The following is a 21917-nucleotide window of genomic DNA, read 5'->3' as shown; positions in this document are numbered from 1 at the left end:
GCAGACGGCAACCCAAAATAAGCAAACAAAAAAACGCCCCTGTATCAAAACAGGGGCGTAGACAAACGTTACAACACTTAGCGCTTGCGCGGTGGTTTCCTACGCGACGCCGCTCTCGGCTGAGGCTTGCCTGCTGCTTTAGCTGCATCTGCTGCTACATTATTAGAAGCAGGCACCGTTTCGGTAGCAGCACGCTGGGTAGTATCCTTTTCCGTCGATACTTTCTCTGTCGACACGCTTTCAGCTTCTGCCACTACGCTTTCAGCTGGAGCGCTTGCAGCGGTTTGCGTATCAACAGCCACCTTCTGGTCACCTGCTTGCTTAGTGTCAGTAGCTGGTGCGCTCAAGGCTTTTTGTTGAGTAGCTTTTGGTTGAGTAGCTTGCTGCGGCCTCGCCTGATCAAACAGCGTCTTCACCTGTTCAAAACGCTCTGCTGCGTGCTCGGACAACTCACCGCTTGCGGCGAACACATGCTCAAGGTGTTCAATATGACCATCGATGTCACTGCTGCTTTGCCCTTTTAATAGCTCGGGCAATGAGGATAGCGCTCGCTCACGATCTAATTTCAAGATAAAGAACTGGTCACGCACCAAACGCTTAAATTCACTCAAGGTTGAACCAGGCTCTAGCTCAGCACGGGAAGCACGTAACCGTTTAAAATTGCGCTCATCGGTCGCTGGCGTTCCGCCTAACACATAGATAACCGACCGCATGACCGCCTCGTGGGGGCCACCCTTAGCTATGTTATTGCGCAGCTCATTTTTGCGGTTTTCAACAAAACGTTGGTGCTCTGGCTCAGCTCCAGGACGACGACGATGCACATGGGCATCGCCATACAAACCTACCGCTGCTTGTAATAGAGGCTGCCCGTATATGTCCATAAACAGCCGCTCTATCGTGCTATCGCGCAAATCCCGCACGGCATTTAGGTTGGCGACGATTTGATCAGAGCACATCGTTTCTAATGCTTTGAAAACATTATCTTGCCCCACTTGCTGACGATGACTGCGCACTGCTTCAGCCATCACCGGCAACGGAACCGTTAGCGGATTACGATCAGATAGAAGCTTGTAGCCTAACCGGATAGGATGCATACGACGAATCCAGCGTGCGGCCTCTGGCGTCATCACAGCCTGCACCCAGGGTTGAACGTACAACCGATAGAAACCAAGATTGATCTCAGAAATACGTGCAACCGTTGCAAACCGGCGATCATCCTCTGGGATATGCATTACATCCTGATCCAGCTCTTCGAAATTACGCGATGTAAACTCAAGCAAATAATCACGCTCAAGCAACTCCGCATCATCTCGCTCGCTGGCATGCGAGACTGTTGTCTCATACAGCCCAGGCGGCATAACGTCGATATAATCCATGTTAGCCGTGAACTCAGCATGCTCCTTGCGCGACACGCTACCGGAAACAAAAATCCCTAAGTGCCCTGTTGTATCGTGCATGCAGTACACGATCGTCTGTTCGTTGGCGATGATATCTTCTTCGCCTTCATATAAATCACGAATCCAACCCAGCGCCTGAGGCGGCGGAGTTATATCGTCACCACGCGAACAGAACACAACAACAGGTGAGCGCACATTGCGCAGATCAATACGGCGACCATCGCGGGTCACTAGCTGAGCCGTCGAGAGGCGATTACCAACAAATAGGTTATCGACAATATATTGAATCTCTTGGCCACCTAACACAACGTGACCACCCCACCAGCGCTCGAACTCTAAATAGCGCTTGGACTCGGTATCGATGTTGTCATACAGGTGGTACTGCTTTTTCCAGTAGGTATTAGCTGGGTTGAGGCGTTCGAAGTTCTGTACTAACCAAGCACCATCAAACAGGCCGTTACCAATGTCGCTAGTTAAAGCAGTAATCCAGCTTCCTCCGGTCATGCCACCGGTGTAGCGCATGGGCGCTTTACCGTGCTCCCCGGCCCAGTAAGACAGTGGCGCACCGGCAATAAGAATCGGACCGAACACATCCGGCTCAAGTGCCGCGGCCATCATTATTTGCCAACCCGCCTGGCAGTTACCCACTACCATTGGTTTTTCAGCTGTTTCCGGATGTAGAGCGATAACATGACGCAAAAACGCGATTTCCGCTTCTACCACATCCTCAACGGTTTGACCCGGCTCGGGAAAAGGCAAAAAACCAATAAAATAGCAGGGGTGACCAGCCTTTAGAGCAACACCAAGCTCACTATCAGGCTTGAATCCGCCAATACCAGGGCCATGACCTGCCCTGGGGTCTACGACAACAAACGGTCGTTTTGCAGGATCGATTTGAATATGGCTGGGAGGAAGAACTCTCAGCAGCTCATAATTGGTTGGATGTGGAAGCGTGCGTCCATCAATAAGCACCTCTGTATCAAACCCAAGCACGTTCGGCTTAGTTTGCTCCATATGCTCAAGATACTGATTTCCGCGTTCGCGCATAACATCCCAATACAGGACGCTACGCTCAATACTGTCACGCCAATAGCCAGCTGCAGCCCGTCCGAATCCGAACGGATCTACCATGCTAGTAAAGGCCTCGCCGACCGGGAATGGAGCTATTTGATCAGACGCTCCTGGCCACAGGTTTTTCAGCGGGCTGCCCGGCAGCAAAGGATGAGCGAGAAAGTTCATAAATTCTCCCATTGGGCCGATGCAAAGCATCCGTCCCGAAACGTTGTTGCTGCAATGCAATATAGTTTAGGCCACTCGCTGCATAACGTCGATGCTTACCTTTGCAAATTCATCATTGTTGTCATAAAGACGCCGCACATCATCGGTGGTAGCATTTCCAACATAATGTTGAGATTTTGTTTTGTGGCACTTTCTATTCTTCGGAGGGTGTATACCTAGAGGTTGTTATGTCATCCCTTACACTACTCAATCGTTTGACCTTCCGACAATTACAGGTATTCCAGGCAGTCCACCGCCAGCGCTCCTACTCGCGCGCAGCCGAGCAGCTAGGGCTTACACAACCTGCCGTTAGCGCACAAATACGCCAGCTAGAACTCGCCCTTGGTCAACCACTGTTTAAATATGCCGGTAAAACGCTTCACGTGCTACCTGCCGCGGATACCCTAGCGCTCTCAACACGTGAAATTTTCGGACAGCTCTCTAGACTGCAAATGAACCTCTCAGAGATTAATGGCAGCATTAGCGGTGAGCTAAACATCGCGGCAGTCTCCTCCGCCCAATATGTGGTGCCTTATTTATTAGCGCGGTTTCGAGCACGCTATCCCGACGTTCGTATTCGTCTAAAGGTATGCAACCGCAGTCAAGCGCTTGAAAGACTGGCAGAACAAAAAGATGATGTCGTGATTATGGCCATGGTGCCTGAAGACGACGATTTAGTAGTCATGCCCATTCTTGAAAATGAACTTATCGCTCTCGTATGGCCAGACCACCCACTGCTTCACATGAAAGCCCCCACACTAGCCGACTTTGCGCGCCATTATGTCTTGATGCGTGAGCCAGGCTCCGGGGTGCGCATCGCCTTTGAGCAACTGGCTGTTGATCAAGAAATCGGTCTTCCCCACCGCATTGAATTAGGCACTAATGAAGCCATCAAGCAAGGCGTTATGGCCCACCTAGGCGTTGCCGTTTTGCCCCGTTTAGCGGTTCAGCTAGAACTAGAGCAAGGGCTATTATCAGCACTCCCTTTGCCCAACTTTCCCATTCGGCGCTCGTGGTGCACGGTGTATCGTCGCGATCATTTTCCGACACCAGTCGCGGATCTTTTTTTACGCTTCACCCGGGAACACCTGCCAGATTTTGGTCGGCATTTTCAAGCTCCCTCTAGCCCACTGCCCAGCCACGGCGTTTCCTGCCTACCTTTACTATCGATATAGCGGGTCATCGGCTAGCTAGGCTGCCTGTTTAGCGGTTCGATGAAGGAGGCTTAGTGTCTTGTTAACCAACAGATATGTTACATTAGTCTACTACCTACGTATCATTCAGAATCTTCAGGATTTGGCATGTATTCGCGCAGGCGATCCAACTGTCAACGCCATGGCATATAAACGCCATCGCAACAGCATATGGTTAGACGCCACGACGTTTGGGCATTGCCTGCCGCACAGTAGAGAGGCTCTTTCCTATGAGCAATAACCCAACAACGCGCGTCCCTAGCGGCGAAAAATTCCGCAATGAGCATGGCATGTCGGTCATTAAAGACGGCATGAAACAGCGTAAAGCGTCGCCAGACGAAGCGTCTCCCAGCCTTGACCGCAAACCTAAATGGCTGCGCGCACAGATTCCTGGGGGCGAACGCTTCGAAGCCGTCAAAAAGAATGTCTCTACGCACCGTCTTAGCACTGTCTGTGCAGAGTCGCACTGCCCCAATATGGGCGAATGCTGGAGCAATGGCACCGCCACTATTATGTTAATGGGGTCTGTGTGCACACGTGCCTGCCGTTTCTGCGCAGTGGACACAGGCAACCCAAAAGGCTGGCTGGATCTAGAAGAACCGGAAAACACCGCAAAATCAGTCGAGCTGATGGGGCTGCGCTACATCGTATTGACCTCCGTTGATCGAGACGATTTGGACGACGGCGGCGCCACGCACTACGCCAACTGCATTAAGGCTATTAAATCTCGCACGCCAGAAGTGGTTGTAGAGGCTTTAACACCCGATTTTGACGCTGATACAGCTGCCATTGAGCGGGTAGTTGATTCCGGATTGGAAGTGTTTGCACAGAATGTAGAGACGGTAGAGCGGCTAACCAGTAAAGTGCGCGACCCACGTGCAGGTTATCGCAAAACGCTAAATGTCTTAGCGCATGCCAAGCAGTATCGTCCCGATATAATTACCAAAACAAGCTTGATGCTTGGATTAGGCGAGACGGACGAAGAGATTCTTAAGACCTTTGATGACCTGAGAGAGATTGGCGTTGATATCGTGACGCTTGGGCAATATTTGCGCCCAACCAAAAACCATCTAGCCGTAGAGCGCTGGGTCACCCCAGAAGAGTTTGATCGCTATCGCGTGCTTGGCCTCGAAAAAGGCTTTATGGAGGTGCCGTCTGGGCCGCTAGTACGCTCTAGCTATCGCGCTGACCGTGTTTTTGAGAAAAACAACCTTGGCCTCGCGTCGCCTGCTGCGGTTCCAGGCCATGAGCCTGATGCTAACCGTATTCCTGCGTTTAATGTTGGATAAAGCGTCTAGGCTAGCGGCCTTTTATTGACTATTTTGGCTAGCTCTATTCATTCACTATCTGCACGCAATTGGCACGGCTAATTCAGTTACCACAGTGCCTTGCGTGCAGATAGCTCATGATTTGATAGGCGATACCGCTACCAACTGACGATCCAACCGCCGGGCTAGTGCAGACGCTAGTTGATCACCGACCTGGTGAACGGCAGGCAGCGCCACTAAATCAGCCAATCGCGTTACCTGCATACCCGCATAGCCACAGGGATTGATACGCCCGAAGGGAGATAAGTCGCCATCTACGTTTAGTGCAACCCCGTGATAACTTGCCCCCCGCCGAATTCGTAACCCAAGCGAGGCGATCTTCGCTTCACCTTGCAGCGTATCAACATAGACGCCAGGTGCATCTGGCTTCGCCCAGGCAGAAACGCCATAAAGCGCAAGTACGTCAATCACTGAATTTTCGAGCGCAGTTACTAGCTGACGAACCCCGATCTTGCCACGGCGAACGTCCAGCAATGGATATAACACAACTTGACCTGGACCATGGTAGGTTACCTGCCCTCCACGATCCGCTTTCACCACAGGGATATCACCAGGCATTAACACATGCTCTGGTTTGCCTGCCTGACCTTGAGTAAAAACGGGATCATGCTCAACTAGCCAGAATTGATCAGGCGTTGTCTCGTCCCGCGTATCAGTGAGTTCGCGCATCGCGCTCCACACCGGCAAATAGGCACGATGGCCAAGCTGGTGCAGCTCAATAAGTTGACTAGCCAAGGTTACACCACCATGTGTACGCGACCTGTCGCCTTCAAGTCATCGAACAGCTGTTGCAGCTGATGCTCGCCAGTGGCCACAATAGTGACACGCACAGATTGAAAACGTCCGTTACGGCTGTCGACGACCTGAAGTGACGTCTCATCAAATTCCGGAGAATGTTTAACAATCACCTGACACACACAGGCTGGAAAATCCTCAGCGGCGTCGCCAACAACTTTCAATGAGTAATCGCAGGGAAAAGTGATTTTAGGTGGCTCATTGACTTGAGGCTGACGTAAATCTCTTAGCCCATTTTTCGCGCCTTTTTTCATAGCTCACCTTTACACGCAATATAGTGATATTTTTGCTCAGGGTACGAATACAGTAAAGCCTTATAAGATTAGTAGCTTAAGCGCAAAAAATTAGAAATCCTGCGCTTAAGCTCGCAGCTACTAATCGGTAAAGCTACTAATCAGTAAAGCTACTCAACAAACCACTGAAGAAACGCCTTACTTGGTCAAATAGGCGCTTAAACAAGCCACCCTCTTCAACACTTTCTAGTGCCACTAGCTGGCGCTCGCCGACCATTTCTTCGCCTAAATATACTTCTAGCGTACCGACATCATCACCTACGGCAATCGGTGCTTGAAGATCCTCATCCAGGTTCAAGCGAGCACGCAACTCTTCGTTGCGGTTGCGCGGAAGCGTCATAAATACTTCGCCGTCAACGCCAACACGCAGTTCATTGATATCTCCCCCCCACACACGCGGCGTTGCAAGCACTGCACCACGCTCATAGAGCTTCATCGTTTCATAGAAGCGGAAACCGTAACTAAGGAGCTTTTGCGTCTCCTGAGCTCTTGCCTCCTCTGAATTAGTGCCCATCACGACTGAAATTAGCCGCATGCCATCACGCTCGGCCGAAGAGACAAGACAGTAACCCGCCTCCGTTGTCCAACCGGTTTTCAGACCATCGACACTCGGGTCACGCCACAGCAAGCGGTTGCGGTTTGTCTGATCGATACCACCAAACGCGAAGTTGCGCTGAGAGTAAATCGTATAGTGCTCGGGGTAATCATTAATAATATGCTGTGACAACAGTGCCATATCACGAGCAGTGGAGTAGTGATTCTCGCCAGGAAGACCTGTCGGGTTTTGGAAATTCGTATTGTGCATCCCTAAGCGCGTAGCATGCTGATTCATCAAATCGGCAAATGGTGCCTCACCACCCGCTAGGTGCTCAGCCATCGCCACGCTAGCATCGTTACCCGATACAATAATAATGCCATGCAGCAGATTATCGACCGAGACCTGGTCGCCTACCTCGATGAACATCTTGGAGCCGCCAGTACGCCAAGCTTTCTCACTGATATTAACCATATCCGTCAAGCTAATTGTACCGCGATCTAACTCACGCTCGACCAGATAGGCGGTCATGAGTTTAGTCAGGCTGGCTGGTGGTAAGCGTTCATCAGAATTATGTTCAGCAAGAATGCGACCGCTGTTGGCATCCATCAGAATCCATGAGCTCGCCGCCAGCTGAGGAGCGGAAGGAATAATCGTTTGCGGCTGTGGTATCACCTGGGCCACGGCCGGTGAAGACACCACAGCAAAAACCGCAAACAAGCAAAGCCCTGCGGTACGGCGAATAGACATCAATACATTCATTTCTTACTTCTCACAACAAAGAAAAAACGACAACGAAGCACGTTTAATTTAGCTAATAATTGGGGAGAGCTATCTCACGATAAACACTTGTGGGAAGCCCGCCCGACGGAGTTCTTCACGTGCTTGGGTTTCCTGCTTAGGACTCACTGGCCCAACCTGCACACGATGCACGTCTGCATCACTCATCACCCGTACGCTATGCGGCAGCTCACTGACCAAACGTTGCTGTAGCTGCTGGGCTCCCTCTTCACTGCCCAATGCCGCAATTTGTAGATAAATAGCGTCATCTGCTGCCACTGACCGCTGATCAGCCGCATCTCGAACAGGCCGTTCATTCACAGTAGAAGATGGCGAAGGCCCCCCATCAACTGGCTGGCGACTTCTACCTTGCTGAGCCAGCCATTGCTCAGGCTCGATCGCCTCGACCCGAACGGCTCCCGTACCATTATCTAAAAAGCCTAGCCGTGCAGCCGCTGCATAGGAAAGATCTATTTCACGGTCGCTATGAAACGGCCCCCTGTCGTTGACGCGGACAATAACAGATTGACCGCTGTCTAAACTGGTGACACGAGCAAAGGTTGGCAATGGCAGTGAGCGGTGAGCCGCAGACATTTTATACATGTCATAAATCTCACCGTTTGATGTGGCATAGCCATGGAATTTTTCACCGTACCAGGAGGCCGTGCCTTGCTTCACATAGCCCGTTGCATCCGGCAACACATGATAGGTTTCACCCCACACTTCATAACTGGAGCGATTGCCGGAGCGCGATAGCGGTTCTATGCGCGGCTCAGCGTTTGGCACCTTGCTCACATCCGGCGGCTCTAACGGATAGGCATCGCCCGTCATTGCATAGCGCTCTCCCGATGATGCACCACCACTACTTGCTCCACTGCTGGGCGCACCGCTCGTACTCTCAGCAGGCTTACTAGCGCTATTTTGTTGAGCTTCATGGCTGGCACAGCCGCTAACCAACGCTATGATGATCACCGCACCACCTATGCCACGAGCCTCAGACAGCACTGTTCTCATAGTTAGCCCTCAACCTGCCGTGCAATCGCCTCTGACAGCTCAGTCACTGCCATTGCATAGAGGTGGCTGTGGTTGTAACGGGTAATAACGTAAAAGTTATACTCCCCCAAGCGATATTGAATACTATCATCGGCAAGCTCGAGCCTTAAAGGCACCACAAGCAGCTCTGAATCCAGCGCATTCTGTGGTTCAATGCCAGCTTCAATCGCTTCAGACACAGTCACTTCAGGCTTACTGGTTTGGTTAATAGGAAGCGTCTCAGGCGCTGAATCAGGGCCATCGGCCTCATGATAAATTGCCCCATCACGCTGCCAACCATGTACCGCAAAGTAGTTCGCCACACTGCCAATAGCATCGACCGGATTCTCCCATAAATCTCGTTTACCATCACCGTCAAAATCGACCGCATAGGCTTGATAACTTGTGGGAATAAACTGGGGATACCCCATTGCGCCGGCATACGAACCATACAGCTCGTCAACCTCAACGCCTTGCTCATGAGCGATTTTCAAAAAAGCCGCCAGTTCGCCGCGAAAAAAGCTACCGCGAACAGGATGATTGAAGGCTAATGTTGCTAACGAGTCTAATACGAGGTGGCTGCCTTTATGCTTACCGTAATAGGTTTCAACACCAATAATGGCAGCAATGATCTCTGGCGGGACACCATACTCGTCCTCAGCCCGGATAAACGCATCCTCATACTCACTGATGAACTCGGCTCCCTCCTCAATACGTTGCTGGGTTAAAAATATATCCCGATACTCATACCAACGTAAGCGACGTTCAGCCGCGCCTTCCATCGCATCCAAAACAGATTGGCTAAAGTTGGCCTGATTCAGGGCATCAGTTAGCCATTGTCGAGGAATTCCTTGTGCTGTTAACTCGTCAACCAACTGTTGACTACCTTCGTGCTGCTGCGGATCAAAGGGCGACGCGTCATCAGCCCATGCAACCGTGTAGGAGCACGCCAATAACACAGCTGCCACGCAGCCACTTGCTTTACTTCGGGCCCATTTCATTAACTTACAACTCCTGTGAAAAAGCACCGCTACTTATCTATTCGATACTAGCGCGGCAACAACCGCCGATGGGCATGTATTGACATGAGAATACCGAACCCCGCCAGCAAGGTCACGCTGGAAGTCCCACCATAGCTCACTAGCGGCAGCGGCACGCCAACAACGGGCAAAATACCACTCACCATGCCGACATTGACAAATACATATATAAAAAATGTCAGGATAATACTGCCTGCAAAAAGTCGCCCAAAAGTGTCCTGGGCAGACGCTGCTAGCCACAGTCCACGTCCCACAATCATGACATACAGAGATAGCAGAACTAGCATTCCCACTAGGCCAAACTCTTCACCTAGCACGGCAATAATAAAATCTGTATGGCGCTCAGGCAGGAATTCTAATTGAGACTGAGTACCCTCAAGCCAGCCCTTCCCCCATAAGCCACCGCTACCTATTGCTGTTGTTGATTGAATAATATTCCAACCCGCTCCTAAGGGGTCACTGTCCGGATCCAGGAACGTTAAAACCCGTTGACGTTGGTAGTTGTGCATATTCATCCATAACACAGGAAGCCCCGCTGCAATTAAGGCGCCAATCAAACCAATCAAGCGCCAGGACAAACCTGCCAGAAGCACAACAATCACCGCCGCACTGGCCACTAAAAGCGACGTTCCAAGGTCCGGCTGAATAGCCGTAAGTACCACCGGCAAGCCGATGATCACCGCACAAACAAAAATATGCTTGAAGCGTGGCGGTAATTGGCAACGATTCAGATAGGCGGCCACCATCAGTGGCACCGCTAGCTTCATCATCTCAGATGGTTGAAATCGAATAACGCCCGGTATTTCCAGCCACCGCTTTGCCCCCATTCCCACATCGCCAGCTATCTCCACTGCCAACAACATAGCTAAGCCCAGACCGTAAGCAAAGGGAGCCCAGCGCAGAAACGTGGAAGGCGACAATTGAGCAATAACCACCATAACCACAATGGCAACACCGAAACGTATCGCTTGCGCAATTACCGTATCAATACGCTGCCCGGAAGCGCTATAAAGCACTAACAAACCGCCCCCCATCAGCAACAACAGCAACCCTAGCAACCACGGGTCCAGGTGAATCCGCTCCCAGATGCTTTTGCGCCTAGCAATACCGCTATCTGGCGGGCGTACGGGATAACGACGTAGTGGGCGAGAGAGGGTTTGCCATGAGCTCATTAATTGCCCTCCACTCTGGCGGTATCTTCTACTAGCGCTTCTTTAACTTCCTCAGCGTCTGGCGCATCGTCTCTTAGTATCCATGCATCGGTCATCGCACGCGCCAAATGGGCGGCATGCGTACTGCCACCACCAGCATTTTCAACAATAACTGAGACCGCAATTTGCGGATCATCGATGGGCGCAAACGCCATAAAAAGAGCGTGATCGCGCAGGCGCTCCTCAAGTTCTGCGGCGTTGTAACGCTGATCTTGGCCAAGCGAGAATACCTGAGCCGTGCCTGATTTCCCCCCCATACGGTACTCTAGCCCCACCCCGGTGCGGCGTGCCGTGCCTTCTCTCCCGCTGAGCACTTTTTCCATGCCGCTGAAAACACGGTCCCACCAATTGTCATTATCCAACTGAATATCGGGCAGCGTATCTGGCAAATCCAGCGCTAAGGGCTCGTCGCCTATTGCTAGCGCAAGGCGTGGTTTTACCCAATGACCGCGATTAGCCAATGTCGCCGTTGCACTCGCTAGCTGTAACGGAGTTACCTGCCAATAACCTTGCCCAATCCCCACCGAGAGTGTTTCACCGGGATACCAAGGCTGATTAAAACGCGCCCGCTTCCAGTCACGAGACGGCATCAAGCCGGTACTTTCGCCCTGCACATCATGAGCAACACGTTGGCCAAAACCAAAGTTGGTCATTTGTTCATGCAGGTTATCGATCCCAAGGTCATGGGCTAGAGTGTAGTAATAAGTGTTGTTTGAAACGGCAAGAGACCGCTCCATATCTACCCGGCCGTGCCCCCAGCGTAGCCAATTACGATAGCGGCGAGAGTCGTTGGGCAACTGATAAAAACCAGGATCATTAATCGTGCTATCGGGAGTGACAACCCCCTCTACGAGCCCCGCAAGTGCCAAAAAGGGCTTAATGGTTGAGCCTGGTGGATAATGGCCACGAATTGCTCGATTAAATAACGGGAGGTCGATATTTTCCTGTAAGCCACGATAAGAAGCGACATCAATTCCCGTTACAAACTGATTACTATCAAAACCAGGCGTCGATACCATGGCCAGGATTTCACCTGTCCCAGGAACGATAGCAACGATAGATCCACGCCGATCATCTAACAGCTCGTAAGCGAGCATTTGCATTGACTTATCAAGCGTTAATGTAAGATTCGCCCCAGGTACCGGATCAGTACGGCCCAGCTCTCTGAGTACACGCCCACGTGCGTTCGTTTCAACTTTACGCAGCCCAGCCTGCCCGTGCAGCTCTGTCTCGTAAAATCGCTCAATCCCCGTTTTACCAATAAAGTGCGTTCCCGCATATCGCCCAGCATCTAGGGTTTGCATCTCTTCTGCGTTGATACGTCCGACATAACCCAGCGAATGAGCCATCATTTCGGCATCAGGATAGTAGCGAAGCAGTTGTGCCTCTACTTCGACCCCTGGTAGACGATGTCGATTCACCGCTAGCCGGGCGATTTGATCTTCACTCAAATCGCTCATTAAAAGCGCTGGCTGGAACGGGCGCTGGCGCTGCCGGGAACGGACATTAAACGCTTCAATATCTTCTTCGGGTAGATCTAGAAGCTCAACTAACAACGCCAGCGTTTCATCTAAATCATCAACCCGCTCGCGCACCAATGTGAGGTTATAAGTAGGGCGATTTTCGGCAAGAAGGACGCCGTTGCGGTCGTAAATCAATCCCCGGTTGGGGGGCAGCGGTTCAACACGGACACGGTTTTTTTCAGAGCGAGTACTGTATAAGTCGTGCTGAACGATCTGTAAGTAAGCCAGACGCCCCGTCAGCAGCCCCGTCAAAACGACCACCACTAAGACGGCAAGTAGCGCCCTGACACGAAAAATGCGCAATTCTTGCTCAGGGTTTTTAAGCGTGTCATGGCGCTTAGGCATGGGTAAAGATGACTCTCAAATCAGACAAAAAGCAGTTATCGATGATAGGGATGACCTACTAGCAGGGTCCACGCCCGGTAAAGTTGCTCAGCCAGCATGATGCGTACCAGAGGGTGCGGTAATGTGAGGGGCGATAAAGACCACGCTTTATCAGCCATTGCTGAAAGGGATGGCTCTAAGCCATCAGGCCCTCCCACCAACAGCACGATATCTTTGCCCAACATGCGCCAAGCGTCGGCTTCGTCAGCAAGTTGCTCGGTACTCCAGGTTTTACCCTTAACCTCAAGTGCCACGACATACTCATCGCCACGCAGTTTGTCACGTATACGCTGAGCTTCTTGCGCACGCGCTTTGGCTATATCGGCATTTTTGCCGCGCTGACCCAGTGGAATCTCTTCAATTTCAAGCGAAAAGTCTCTAGGCAGCCGTTTGCGGTAGGTTTCAATGCCCTCCTCAACCCAGCCAGGCATTTTGGTGCCCACCGCTAACAGCCGGATCTTCATGACATTGTGGCTCGCTCTTCAAACCGCTTCAGCGACTCACTAATAGCCCCAGCGTCATTAGGCAGGTCTGCCCATAAGCGCTCAAGATCATAGAGGGCTCGAGCTTCAGGCAACATAATATGGACAACTACATCGCCTAAGTCGACCAATACCCAGTCAGCATTATCGCCACCTTCAACCCCACGAGGCGAAAGCCCTGACGCTTTAGCCTTTTCAACAACATTTTGCGCTAAAGCAGCCACGTGGCGAGTAGACGTACCACTGGCGATCAGCATCAAGTCAGTGACTTCAGTCAGCTTGGAAACATCTAACTGCGTAATATCTCGTGCTTTAAGTTCTTCTAGGGCATCAACCGCTAGATTTTTAAGTGTATCGATGTGCATGGCTCCTAAAGGCAACCCCTTGTTGTCGCAAGCTCAGCAAAAGCAAGCTCGGTGATAGTCAGTCAATCAGCCGGCCATTGTAACGGCTTCTTTCCTGACTGCCAGTGCTATTCGCCAGAATGATAGAGGCCATGCCGCAGAATGGCTTCCTCAACGGCCTCAGGCAGTAGATAACGAACGCTTTCGCCCTTTTCTAAACGCTCTCTAATATAAGTAGCCGAAATCGCCATCATGGAGGGCAAAGCCAGCGTCAGAACATTACCATTAGGACTTCGCATCAGTTCATCTACACTATCGACTTCACGATCACCCACCAGTTCCCTTAATGCTTCAGGCCAGCATTCGTTATAGCCAGGTCGAGCGATTACAACGAGGTGTGCTAAGGAGAATATCTGATTAACTTTGTACCATTTGGCTAACCGCAGAAAAGCATCGAACCCGATAATCATGACGAGACGCGCACTATCGCCATACGCTTGCCGCAGCTCGGCAAGCGTATCCACACTGTAAGAAGGCCCTTCGCGGCGTAGCTCCCGGTCATCAGCCATCACACTAGGCGTGTCGCCAATACCTAGCCTTAACAACTCAAAACGCTGCTCCGGTGATACCTGAGGCGTATCGCGCAGCGGCGGCTGAGGCGCGGGAATCATGTGCAAACGATCCAGCTCAAGGGCTTCACGAACCTCAACGGCACTTCGCAAATGCCCCAGATGCACAGGATCAAAGGTGCCCCCCAGCATGCCTATTCGCATGGGTGTTGAACTCATTGCCTGATTTGCCCATCACCAAAGACGACATATTTTTGCGTTGTAAGCCCTTCTAACCCAACCGGCCCTCGAGCATGTAACTTATCGGTTGAGATACCAATTTCAGCGCCCAGTCCATACTCAAAGCCATCAGCAAAGCGCGTTGAGGCATTTACGATGACTGAGCTTGAGTCGACCTCAGCCATAAAGCGTCTCGCTAGACTGATGTCTTGAGTCACGATGGCGTCAGTATGGTGGGAGCCATATTGCTCGATATGCTGAATCGCCTCATCCATGCCATCAACGACCTTAATCGCTAGAATAGGCGCAAGGTACTCAGCGCCCCAGTCTTCTTCGGTAGCCAACGCCGCTTGGGGCAGCAAAGCTTGTGTACGCTCGCAACCGCGTAGCTCAACATGGTGCTCGGCGTAGGCACGAGCCAACTCTGGCAGCACGATGTCAGCAATCGGCGCATCCACTAGCAGCGTCTCCATCGTATTGCAGGTGCCATAGCGATGCGTTTTGGCGTTCACAGCGATGGCCAACGCTTTAGCGGGATCGGCCGTAGTGTCGATGTAAACGTGACAAACCCCATCGAGGTGTTTAATGACCGGCACCGTTGCTTCCCGGGAGATGCGCTCTATTAGCGACTTTCCACCTCTTGGAATTATGACGTCGACGTACTCGGGCATGCTAATCATCGCACCCACTGCAGCGCGATCAGTGGTGGCAACAACCTGAACGGATTCAGCTGGCAAGCCAACCTCAGCTAGCCCCTCCTGAATACAACTGCTAATCGCCGCATTTGACGCACTGGCCTCAGAACCGCCGCGTAGTAAGCAAGCATTACCCGATTTTAAGCACAGGCTTGCTGCCTCAAGGGTAACGTTGGGACGAGATTCATAAATAATGCCAATAACCCCAAGCGGCACGCGCATTTTGCCAACTTGAATGCCGCTTGGGCGGTAGCGCATATCGTCAATTTCGCCAACGGGGTCTGGCAATGCAGCCACTTGGAGAAGGCCTTCAACCATGGCATCAATTCGCCCATCATTAAGCGCCAGACGATCAAGCAAGGCAGTGTCTAAGCCGCTTTCTTTGCCACGCTGCAAATCAAGCGCGTTCGCTTCTAGTATTAATTGCCTAGATGCCGTCAGGCGTGATGCCATTGCTTCAAGCGCACGGTTTTTTAATCCCGTATCAGCGCGGCGCAACTCTCGAGCAGCCGCCCTAGCGCCTTGACCAAGCACCTGGATATAAGCGGGCACATCCCCCGCAGCTAATTGCTGTAGGGCTACGTTTTGGCGTGCGTTTGAACCGCTCATACTTTCTCCCTGTCTTATCGCCTATGCAAGGCAAATTGCATTCTATGGTAGTGGTACTAGGTGTTTGGCAGTATGTTACGCCATTAGAGCGTTATACTGATGCTGTTAATGATTACATTTCGATGCCCACGCCTAGTCAAAGTGTTGCATGGGCAACCCTGAATTAAAGGTGAATAGTAAGCCACCATGCAAAGCAAGTACAAAATACGCCTACTGAGAGCTAACTTGTTCGCAGCGGCGTTAGCATTAGCGTACTGGACATATATGGCGCAGCCAGTGGCCGCGCTAGTACTCTGGTTGTCTGTAGGCTGGCTTTTTGTTACTGCGCTATTGCTCGATTTTAGCCATCGTCGTTCTAAAGCCCTACCTTGGCAAGTAATCACCGGGGCGCTACTGTTGGGGCTGATTGCCGTGGCTCCAGAACGCCATAGTTTTTTAATATGGGCTTGGGCGGCAATGTTCATGCTGCCTCAGCAACGCTGGGTGGCCGTATTCAATACCTTCGCTGCGTTGATTAGCTGGTCATTAATTGCCCCTCTTCTTAGCTTACCCGAAGCGCTACTACTGTTGGCGACATTGATCACGCTAGGCGTACTATCCAGTGCCAAAGCGTGCCAGTTAATCGATATTAACGGCTCCATTCGCAAACGCCTTAGGCTAATCCCCGGGCTAAATCTATGGCCAAGCGGACAGCTGCTGAGAGACCTGAGCCGTGAACAGACCCGCTCTGAACGTGAAGCCATCTATGCAGAGTTATTAATTATTCAAGTGAAACGCCATCAGCTTTGGTCGACGGCGCAAAAATTATGCAACCTCATATACAGCTTCGAACACGTTTATCGCTTAAATAATCAGACGCTTGCCGCTTTGATGTTGTCACATAATGCCAAAGAAGCCGCCCATCGCCGCAAGCTTCTCTGTGCAGGCCTCCCAGAAACACAGCACTCCCACCACCTACCACTCATGGATATAGAGCTATCACGCCTATCCGTCGAGGCGTTAGTTCAGCTCCCGCTTCAACAACGGAAAGCTAACGATGATTGATCAACCGCGGCAAAGACACCTGATGACGTTTGCTTACACCGTCAGTGTGGTTCTAGTAGCAGGGTACACATTCTGGCTTTATAGCATGGGAAATTATCATGACCTCTTAGTGCCCATGTTTGTGACACTGCTGCTACTTACTGCGTTGTTAATGCACCACAGCCAAGCGTTAAACCCTGTTGTTCCCCGCGCTATTTTGTTAGGCAGCAGTTATGTGATTACCCTGGCCGCTTTCTACCATAACCCTAGCACCTCGACGATTTGGATCGGACTGCCCACAGCCGCTGCCTTTTTTTTACTACCGCTATCGAGCGCTTTATTACTAACGGTATTGTCCAGCCCCCTGTGGTGGCTACTAACCCGTCACAGCGATGCAGCCTCAGAGACAGTGATTGCTTATATCGCGCTCACCCTGCTGATGGCCCTACCGCCATGGGAGCACGCACGCCAGAGAGCATTGTTGAGGGCAACAGACCCCAACGACAATGATTGCAATGCCTACCATATTGATACGCTTAAAGAGCGACTACACAATGAGTTCCTGCGCGCCGCAATGCTTAACAAACGCTTGGCGGTCTTAGTGATGCATTTACCCCAGCTTGATATGGCGGAAGAACAGTTTGGTTCACGTGCAAAGACAGCGCTGCTAGGGGCTCTTTGTAATGAAGTAAATAGCCGTTGTCGCGACCACGACCTGTTAGGCCGAGCAGATAACGCTACGTTCTGGCTAGTGCTGCCTGACACAAGTGAGAGCGGTGCCATGTTGGTGCGCGAGCGGCTTCAACGCGCATTATCCCAACGTGTTCTAGTGGAAACTGGGCAGCTAGAAACCCGTATTGCTGTTTGCCTGCCATGCCGAAATGAGAGCTTTGAACGCTATATCAGTCGCTTGGAAGCTCGTGCCAACGCATTATCTATAGCCTAATGCGGATCCAATGGAGCAGTATTTTTCATGGCTGATACACTTTTTGCCCTGTCACTTTCGCCAGCCATGTTATTACTGTTGGTGGCACTAATTTCACTGTTTGAATCCCTTGCGCTCGTTGGCTTACTGGTCCCTGGTGTTGTGTTGATTACCGCTGCTTCGTCCGTAGCGGGGCATGAAGCCATTGACCTGCCATGGCTAATCGGCGCTGCGTTAATAGGCGCCATTTTGGGGGATAGCATTAGCTACCTGCTCGGCTACCACCATCGTGAGCAGGTCACTAATCGCTGGCCTTTATCCATGCATCCAGAATGGCTGGAACGCGGCGCACGTTTTTTTAACCGTTATGGTGTCCATTCCGTCTTTATTGGCCGATTCGTAGGCCCAGTCCGCCCAATTATTCCGCTTATTGCAGGTATGATGCGGATGCCAAAGCGCACTTTTTTGTGGGCCAACGTCACCTCCGCAGTCCTGTGGGCTCCCGCTTATGTGTTGCCTGGCTACTTATTAGGAAGAACCTGGCAACAGCACCTCAATCTCCCCCAAAATATAGAAACAGCAATCATTACATTAAGCGCCAGCATCGTCGTGCTGGCAGTGATTTTTTCCTGGGGAAGAGCCCAGGTTGGACGCCACGGATTCATTTACTTAGCGACAGCACGCCTTATTCGCCGTACCCCCTTTATGCGTCGGTCGTGGCTCTCAATGAGCCTTAACGATGAAGTGCCGCTAGCCTCGTTACTGCTGTTTTTGATCACACTGGCAGGTGTCTCAGCCTGGACCCTGCTAGTCATCCACCATCAAGGCCCACTAGCGCTAGACCTACAAGCACAGCGGCTGTTTAGCTGGTTAACCAATGAACCACTTCAGTTAACCAGCCTAGTTTTGGCTAAAATAGGGGATGCACTTGGGGTTAGCGCACTGCTTCTGCCTTTGGCAGTTTGGCTTATACACCATAAACGCATGGATGTTCTCTGCCATTGGGTCTTTGCTATCGGTGGCGTTGCGCTACTTAATACGGTCGGAAAAATGGTTTTTGAACGTACTCGGCCAGCAACACCAGAGCACTTAATTGGCTCATTTTCATATCCAAGTGCACACACTTCCACGACGGTTGTTATTGTGGGGCTAGCTGCGGCTTTCATTGCAGCAGAATTGCACCGCAAACAACGCGTTTGGATTTATTGGCTGGCTATTGTCTTAGCAACTCCCATGGCGTTATCGCGCTTGATATTAGGCGTTCATTGGCTAAGTGACCTCATCGGCGGTGCGCTCTTAGGTTTACTGATATGCGCCCTCACTCGGCTGAATTGGCAGCGGCGCGTTAGAGCTCCGCTACCTCCTTGCCCATGGGGCAAACTCGTGGCTTCCACCACCGCGCTGCTAGTTTTGCGGATTATGCTGATGCCACCTGTCTAGCCATTCGCGGTTATCCCAGGGCCAGCCAGATTCCCACTCCAATCATTAATGTCCCGGCAATTCGATTAAGTAACCTTACATTGCCGCTTTTGCCCAGCACTTTGCGCAACGTTTTTCCTCCAGTGGCATACACCAGCATACTGGCAAACTCGATTACTAAAATAACTGCAATCAGCAGGCTTAACTGAGGCGCAAGGGCTCGGCTACTATCTAAAAACGGCGGCAACAGCACCATGAAAAAGGCCCAGCCTTTAGGGTTGGCCACTGCCGTGACTAACCCCTGAGCGGCCAACTGCACTCGTCCTGCAGCAGGTCCGGCATTAAGCTCGGCAGGAATAGCCATGCGCCCTCTAGAGCGCCACATCATAACGCCCAAATAAGCTAGGTAAGCGCCGCCTACCCATTTAAACGCAATGAACAGCTCGGGCTGACGTAGCATTAACGCGGCCACACCAGCGCCGGCAGCGGCTGCCACAATACCTACACCAACTAACTCCCCTACCATCATCCACAGTGTTCGCTTCACTCCCTGAGTCATCCCCAGCACCATGGCCAGCGTCATACACATCCCCGGCGTTAGTGAAACGAATAAAAAAGTGGGTACAAACACTGACAGCGTCGCCCATGACATCATCATTGCTCTTCCGTGTTGTTTACGTCGTTATCTGTATCGCGTGAGATAGCTTCATAGCCCTCTCCCCAACGCGGTACCAGACGGTGGGTGATACCTAGCTGATTGAGTATTCGGGCGACCACAAAGTCGATCAAATCTTCTATCCGTTCTGGGCGATGATAAAAACCTGGAGCCGCAGGTAAAATCACGACCCCCAAGCGGCTTAGCGCCAGCATGTGCTCTAAGTGAATGGGCGAAAATGGACTCTCACGCGGCACCATGACTAGTGTCCGCCGCTCTTTTATAGCAACGTCAGCGGCACGCTCAATTAAGTTGTTGCTCGCGCCTGTTGCAACGGCAGACAACGTACCGGTAGAGCAGGGACAAATCACCATCGCAGAGGGAGCCCCAGACCCCGATGCAACGGGCGCCATCCAGTCTTCACGACCAAAACAGCGGATTTGACCGGGCTTGGCACCACTCTGCTCAGTAAGCGCCTCGACTAAGCGCTTTGGCTGGGCAGGTAACGACACATCCGTCTCAGTGGCAATGACCATGTGCGCCGCTTTTGAAATCATCACCCATACTTCATGCCCAGAGGCCACCAATACATCGATCAAGCGCAGGCCATATTGCGCCCCCGAAGCACCTGTCAGCGCCACTGTCACCGGAGGTTTAAAGTCTGTCACTTAGCTTGCTCCTTGGCAGACAGCGCACTCAATAGACGCTGGTGAACGCCCTCGAAACCGCCATTGGACATTACAACAATATGGTCGAGCGGAGTCGCTTGAGCCACAACCGCATTAACAAGTGCATTAATATCGCTATATAACTCGGCGTGTTCGCCTTGCTCAGCCACTAACGTCTCCATGGACCAGTCAAGCCCTGCTGGTTGAAACCAGAACACTGCATCCGCTTCGGCAACGCTCTCGTTTAGTCGAGCACGTAGAGCGCCTAAACGCATGGTGTTGGAGCGCGGCTCAATCACTGCGAGCAGCCGCCCTTTTGTGGTGGCAGCTCGCAGCCCTTTTAAGGTCGCTGCAATCGCAGTTGGATGATGAGCAAAATCATCGATGACTTGCACACCGTCCACTTCACCAATGATTTCCTGACGTCGACGGGGCGTCTTAAAACGCGCCAGAGCCGCACAAGCGCGAGCGAGATTCACACCGCAACGGCTCGCTGCAGCAAGTGCCGCAAGTGCATTGCGCGCGTTGTGCTCACCGGTTAACGACCACTCGACCACGCCGTCCTCTTCGCTGTTTTCCCCAATGTGGAGTACCTGAAAGCGACTACCATCTTCACGCTCCAAACGCAGCTGCCACTCGCTGCTGGCTAAAGTGCCGAAATGCTCGACCGACGACCACGCCCCCATTTCCAGAACACGCTCCAGCGCTGGCTGTTGATCAGCAACCAGCAAGCAGCCTTGGCTCGGCACAGTTCGCACCAAATGGTGAAACTGGCGTTCAATCGCCGCAAGGTCAGGGAATATATCGGCATGGTCAAACTCCAAGTTATTCATCACCGCAATTTGGGGGCGGTAGTGAACAAACTTAGAGCGCTTGTCAAAGAACGCCGTATCGTACTCGTCAGCCTCGACAATAAAGGGACTGTCGTGATGGCCTAAGCGTGCTGACACGCCAAAATTACGCGGCACGCCGCCAATCAAAAATCCAGGCGTTAAGCCAGCGCTTTCCAATAGCCATGCCAAAAGGCTGGCAGTGGTGGTCTTACCGTGAGTACCTGCAACGGCAATGACTTGCCTGCCAGGCAGTACATGTTCAGCCAACCACTGAGCGCCAGAAGTATAGGGCAAACCGCTATTTAGCAACGCCTCGACTTCGGGATTACCCCGCGATAGCGCATTACCGACAATGATAAGGTCAGGTTGCTCAGCAAGGTTTTCAGCGCGATACCCTTCCATCAAGGTGATCCCGGCCTCTTCCAACTGGGTACTCATGGGAGGATACACATTCGTATCTGAGCCGCTCACCTGATGCCCTAACTCCCGCGCCAGCAAAGCCAGGCTGCCCATAAAAGTGCCGCAGATACCCATAATATGCAGACGCATAGGTGAAGCGCTCCTTACTTAACCAGTTAACTAAGCTGCTGAGACTAGCATGCAACGTTAACTGGCTCATCTAGTTCAAGGCAGGTCTGGGCTTTAAAACTAGCGCCAAGGCTCGTTCAGAAGTGACAAAACGCCCAG

20 protein-coding genes are annotated in these 21917 nt (G+C 51.8%); 5 read left to right on the top strand and 15 right to left on the bottom strand.

What is annotated here, in order from left to right; translation table 11 throughout:
* Positions 1-77: 77 nt before the first annotated feature.
* Positions 78-2636: a DUF3141 domain-containing protein gene (locus IR195_RS08065; RefSeq protein WP_206049243.1), complete on the bottom strand. Its 2559-nt coding sequence runs from the start codon at positions 2634-2636 to the stop codon at positions 78-80.
* Between the two features lie 227 nt (positions 2637-2863).
* On the opposite strand from IR195_RS08065, the gene IR195_RS08060 reads away from it, so the two are divergent.
* A complete protein-coding gene (locus IR195_RS08060) occupies positions 2864-3850 on the top strand; it encodes a LysR family transcriptional regulator (protein ID WP_146943804.1) in 987 nt (328 codons plus the stop codon).
* A 248-nt stretch (positions 3851-4098) separates the two neighbouring features.
* Positions 4099-5157, top strand: coding sequence for a lipoyl synthase (gene lipA, locus IR195_RS08055; RefSeq protein ID WP_146943806.1), 1059 nt, complete (start codon positions 4099-4101; stop codon positions 5155-5157).
* A gap of 114 nt (positions 5158-5271) precedes the next feature.
* On the opposite strand, the gene lipB is transcribed toward lipA, so the two are convergent.
* The 11 genes from lipB to IR195_RS08000 form a co-directional block, all read right to left on the bottom strand.
* Positions 5272-5865 carry a lipoyl(octanoyl) transferase LipB gene (lipB, locus tag IR195_RS08050; RefSeq protein WP_423250121.1) on the bottom strand — a complete coding sequence of 198 codons (594 nt, stop codon included), beginning with the start codon at positions 5863-5865 and terminating at the stop codon, positions 5272-5274.
* A gap of 68 nt (positions 5866-5933) precedes the next feature.
* Entirely contained in the window at positions 5934-6245 is a 312-nt protein-coding gene (locus IR195_RS08045; RefSeq protein WP_206049239.1) for an HP0495 family protein, read from the bottom strand.
* 136 nt (positions 6246-6381) lie between these two features.
* Positions 6382-7581 (bottom strand): D-alanyl-D-alanine carboxypeptidase family protein, encoded by a 1200-nt coding sequence (locus IR195_RS08040; protein ID WP_146943808.1) that lies wholly within the window; start codon positions 7579-7581, stop codon positions 6382-6384.
* Positions 7582-7650: 69 nt separating this feature from the next.
* The gene (locus tag IR195_RS08035; RefSeq protein WP_206049237.1) at positions 7651-8613 is read right to left on the bottom strand and encodes a septal ring lytic transglycosylase RlpA family protein; all 963 of its coding nucleotides are present in this window, start codon (positions 8611-8613) and stop codon (positions 7651-7653) included.
* 2 nt (positions 8614-8615) lie between these two features.
* Complete coding sequence (gene mltB / locus IR195_RS08030) at positions 8616-9632, bottom strand: lytic murein transglycosylase B (RefSeq protein WP_206049235.1); 1017 nt, start codon at positions 9630-9632, stop codon at positions 8616-8618.
* 47 nt (positions 9633-9679) lie between these two features.
* On the bottom strand, positions 9680-10843 hold the full coding sequence (rodA, locus tag IR195_RS08025) for a rod shape-determining protein RodA (protein WP_206049233.1): 1164 nt from the start codon (positions 10841-10843) through the stop codon (positions 9680-9682).
* Positions 10843-12750: a penicillin-binding protein 2 gene (gene mrdA, locus IR195_RS08020; RefSeq protein ID WP_206049232.1), complete on the bottom strand. Its 1908-nt coding sequence runs from the start codon at positions 12748-12750 to the stop codon at positions 10843-10845. Before mrdA ends, rodA begins: the two co-directional genes overlap by 1 nt.
* Before the next feature lie 35 nt (positions 12751-12785).
* Entirely contained in the window at positions 12786-13253 is a 468-nt protein-coding gene (gene rlmH / locus IR195_RS08015) for a 23S rRNA (pseudouridine(1915)-N(3))-methyltransferase RlmH (RefSeq protein WP_125747306.1), read from the bottom strand.
* Entirely contained in the window at positions 13250-13636 is a 387-nt protein-coding gene (gene rsfS, locus IR195_RS08010; RefSeq protein WP_009723533.1) for a ribosome silencing factor, read from the bottom strand. The genes rlmH and rsfS overlap by 4 nt, the downstream gene beginning before the upstream one ends.
* A 107-nt stretch (positions 13637-13743) precedes the next feature.
* Positions 13744-14403 carry a nicotinate-nucleotide adenylyltransferase gene (nadD, locus tag IR195_RS08005; protein WP_164517078.1) on the bottom strand — a complete coding sequence of 220 codons (660 nt, stop codon included), beginning with the start codon at positions 14401-14403 and terminating at the stop codon, positions 13744-13746.
* On the bottom strand, positions 14400-15707 hold the full coding sequence (locus IR195_RS08000; RefSeq protein ID WP_206049231.1) for a glutamate-5-semialdehyde dehydrogenase: 1308 nt from the start codon (positions 15705-15707) through the stop codon (positions 14400-14402). The genes nadD and IR195_RS08000 overlap by 4 nt, the downstream gene beginning before the upstream one ends.
* Before the next feature lie 186 nt (positions 15708-15893).
* Between IR195_RS08000 and IR195_RS07995 the strand changes: the two genes are divergently transcribed.
* The 3 genes from IR195_RS07995 to IR195_RS07985 are packed head-to-tail and all read left to right on the top strand — an operon-like array spanning position 15894 to position 19095.
* Positions 15894-16751, top strand: coding sequence for a hypothetical protein (locus IR195_RS07995; RefSeq protein WP_206049230.1), 858 nt, complete (start codon positions 15894-15896; stop codon positions 16749-16751).
* Positions 16744-17676 carry a diguanylate cyclase domain-containing protein gene (locus tag IR195_RS07990; RefSeq protein ID WP_206049229.1) on the top strand — a complete coding sequence of 311 codons (933 nt, stop codon included), beginning with the start codon at positions 16744-16746 and terminating at the stop codon, positions 17674-17676. The genes IR195_RS07995 and IR195_RS07990 overlap by 8 nt, the downstream gene beginning before the upstream one ends.
* A 27-nt stretch (positions 17677-17703) precedes the next feature.
* Positions 17704-19095, top strand: coding sequence for a bifunctional DedA family/phosphatase PAP2 family protein (locus IR195_RS07985; RefSeq protein ID WP_206049228.1), 1392 nt, complete (start codon positions 17704-17706; stop codon positions 19093-19095).
* A gap of 10 nt (positions 19096-19105) precedes the next feature.
* On the opposite strand, the gene IR195_RS07980 is transcribed toward IR195_RS07985, so the two are convergent.
* Genes IR195_RS07980 through mpl form a run of 3 tightly spaced genes read right to left on the bottom strand, consistent with a single transcriptional unit; the run spans position 19106 to position 21779 of the window.
* Positions 19106-19729, bottom strand: coding sequence for a LysE family translocator (locus IR195_RS07980; RefSeq protein ID WP_206049764.1), 624 nt, complete (start codon positions 19727-19729; stop codon positions 19106-19108).
* Complete coding sequence (locus IR195_RS07975) at positions 19729-20397, bottom strand: flavin prenyltransferase UbiX (RefSeq protein ID WP_206049226.1); 669 nt, start codon at positions 20395-20397, stop codon at positions 19729-19731. The genes IR195_RS07980 and IR195_RS07975 overlap by 1 nt, the downstream gene beginning before the upstream one ends.
* Positions 20394-21779 carry a UDP-N-acetylmuramate:L-alanyl-gamma-D-glutamyl-meso-diaminopimelate ligase gene (gene mpl / locus IR195_RS07970; protein ID WP_206049224.1) on the bottom strand — a complete coding sequence of 462 codons (1386 nt, stop codon included), beginning with the start codon at positions 21777-21779 and terminating at the stop codon, positions 20394-20396. The genes IR195_RS07975 and mpl overlap by 4 nt, the downstream gene beginning before the upstream one ends.
* Positions 21780-21917 lie beyond the last annotated feature (138 nt).

The organism is Vreelandella venusta (assembly GCF_015689495.1).
Lineage (GTDB): Bacteria > Pseudomonadota > Gammaproteobacteria > Pseudomonadales > Halomonadaceae > Vreelandella > Vreelandella venusta.
The sequence above is the reverse complement of the archived record's forward strand: the minus strand, read 5'-3'. Positions and strand labels throughout refer to the sequence as shown.

Excerpts from the sequence above, each read along its gene's own strand:
- IR195_RS08065 (WP_206049243.1), bottom strand. The coding sequence starts at position 2,636 with ATGAACTTTCTCGCTCATCCTTTGCTGCCGGGCAGCCCGCTGAAAAAC.
- IR195_RS08060 (WP_146943804.1), top strand. The coding sequence starts at position 2,864 with ATGTCATCCCTTACACTACTCAATCGTTTGACCTTCCGACAATTACAG.
- lipA (WP_146943806.1), top strand. The coding sequence starts at position 4,099 with ATGAGCAATAACCCAACAACGCGCGTCCCTAGCGGCGAAAAATTCCGC.
- lipB (WP_423250121.1), bottom strand. The coding sequence starts at position 5,865 with ATGCGCGAACTCACTGATACGCGGGACGAGACAACGCCTGATCAATTC.
- IR195_RS08045 (WP_206049239.1), bottom strand. The coding sequence starts at position 6,245 with ATGAAAAAAGGCGCGAAAAATGGGCTAAGAGATTTACGTCAGCCTCAA.
- IR195_RS08040 (WP_146943808.1), bottom strand. The coding sequence starts at position 7,581 with ATGAATGTATTGATGTCTATTCGCCGTACCGCAGGGCTTTGCTTGTTT.
- IR195_RS08035 (WP_206049237.1), bottom strand. The coding sequence starts at position 8,613 with ATGAGAACAGTGCTGTCTGAGGCTCGTGGCATAGGTGGTGCGGTGATC.
- mltB (WP_206049235.1), bottom strand. The coding sequence starts at position 9,632 with ATGAAATGGGCCCGAAGTAAAGCAAGTGGCTGCGTGGCAGCTGTGTTA.
- rodA (WP_206049233.1), bottom strand. The coding sequence starts at position 10,843 with ATGAGCTCATGGCAAACCCTCTCTCGCCCACTACGTCGTTATCCCGTA.
- mrdA (WP_206049232.1), bottom strand. The coding sequence starts at position 12,750 with ATGCCTAAGCGCCATGACACGCTTAAAAACCCTGAGCAAGAATTGCGC.
- rlmH (WP_125747306.1), bottom strand. The coding sequence starts at position 13,253 with ATGAAGATCCGGCTGTTAGCGGTGGGCACCAAAATGCCTGGCTGGGTT.
- rsfS (WP_009723533.1), bottom strand. The coding sequence starts at position 13,636 with ATGCACATCGATACACTTAAAAATCTAGCGGTTGATGCCCTAGAAGAA.
- nadD (WP_164517078.1), bottom strand. The coding sequence starts at position 14,403 with ATGAGTTCAACACCCATGCGAATAGGCATGCTGGGGGGCACCTTTGAT.
- IR195_RS08000 (WP_206049231.1), bottom strand. The coding sequence starts at position 15,707 with ATGAGCGGTTCAAACGCACGCCAAAACGTAGCCCTACAGCAATTAGCT.
- IR195_RS07995 (WP_206049230.1), top strand. The coding sequence starts at position 15,894 with ATGCAAAGCAAGTACAAAATACGCCTACTGAGAGCTAACTTGTTCGCA.
- IR195_RS07990 (WP_206049229.1), top strand. The coding sequence starts at position 16,744 with ATGATTGATCAACCGCGGCAAAGACACCTGATGACGTTTGCTTACACC.
- IR195_RS07985 (WP_206049228.1), top strand. The coding sequence starts at position 17,704 with ATGGCTGATACACTTTTTGCCCTGTCACTTTCGCCAGCCATGTTATTA.
- IR195_RS07980 (WP_206049764.1), bottom strand. The coding sequence starts at position 19,729 with ATGATGTCATGGGCGACGCTGTCAGTGTTTGTACCCACTTTTTTATTC.
- mpl (WP_206049224.1), bottom strand. The coding sequence starts at position 21,779 with ATGCGTCTGCATATTATGGGTATCTGCGGCACTTTTATGGGCAGCCTG.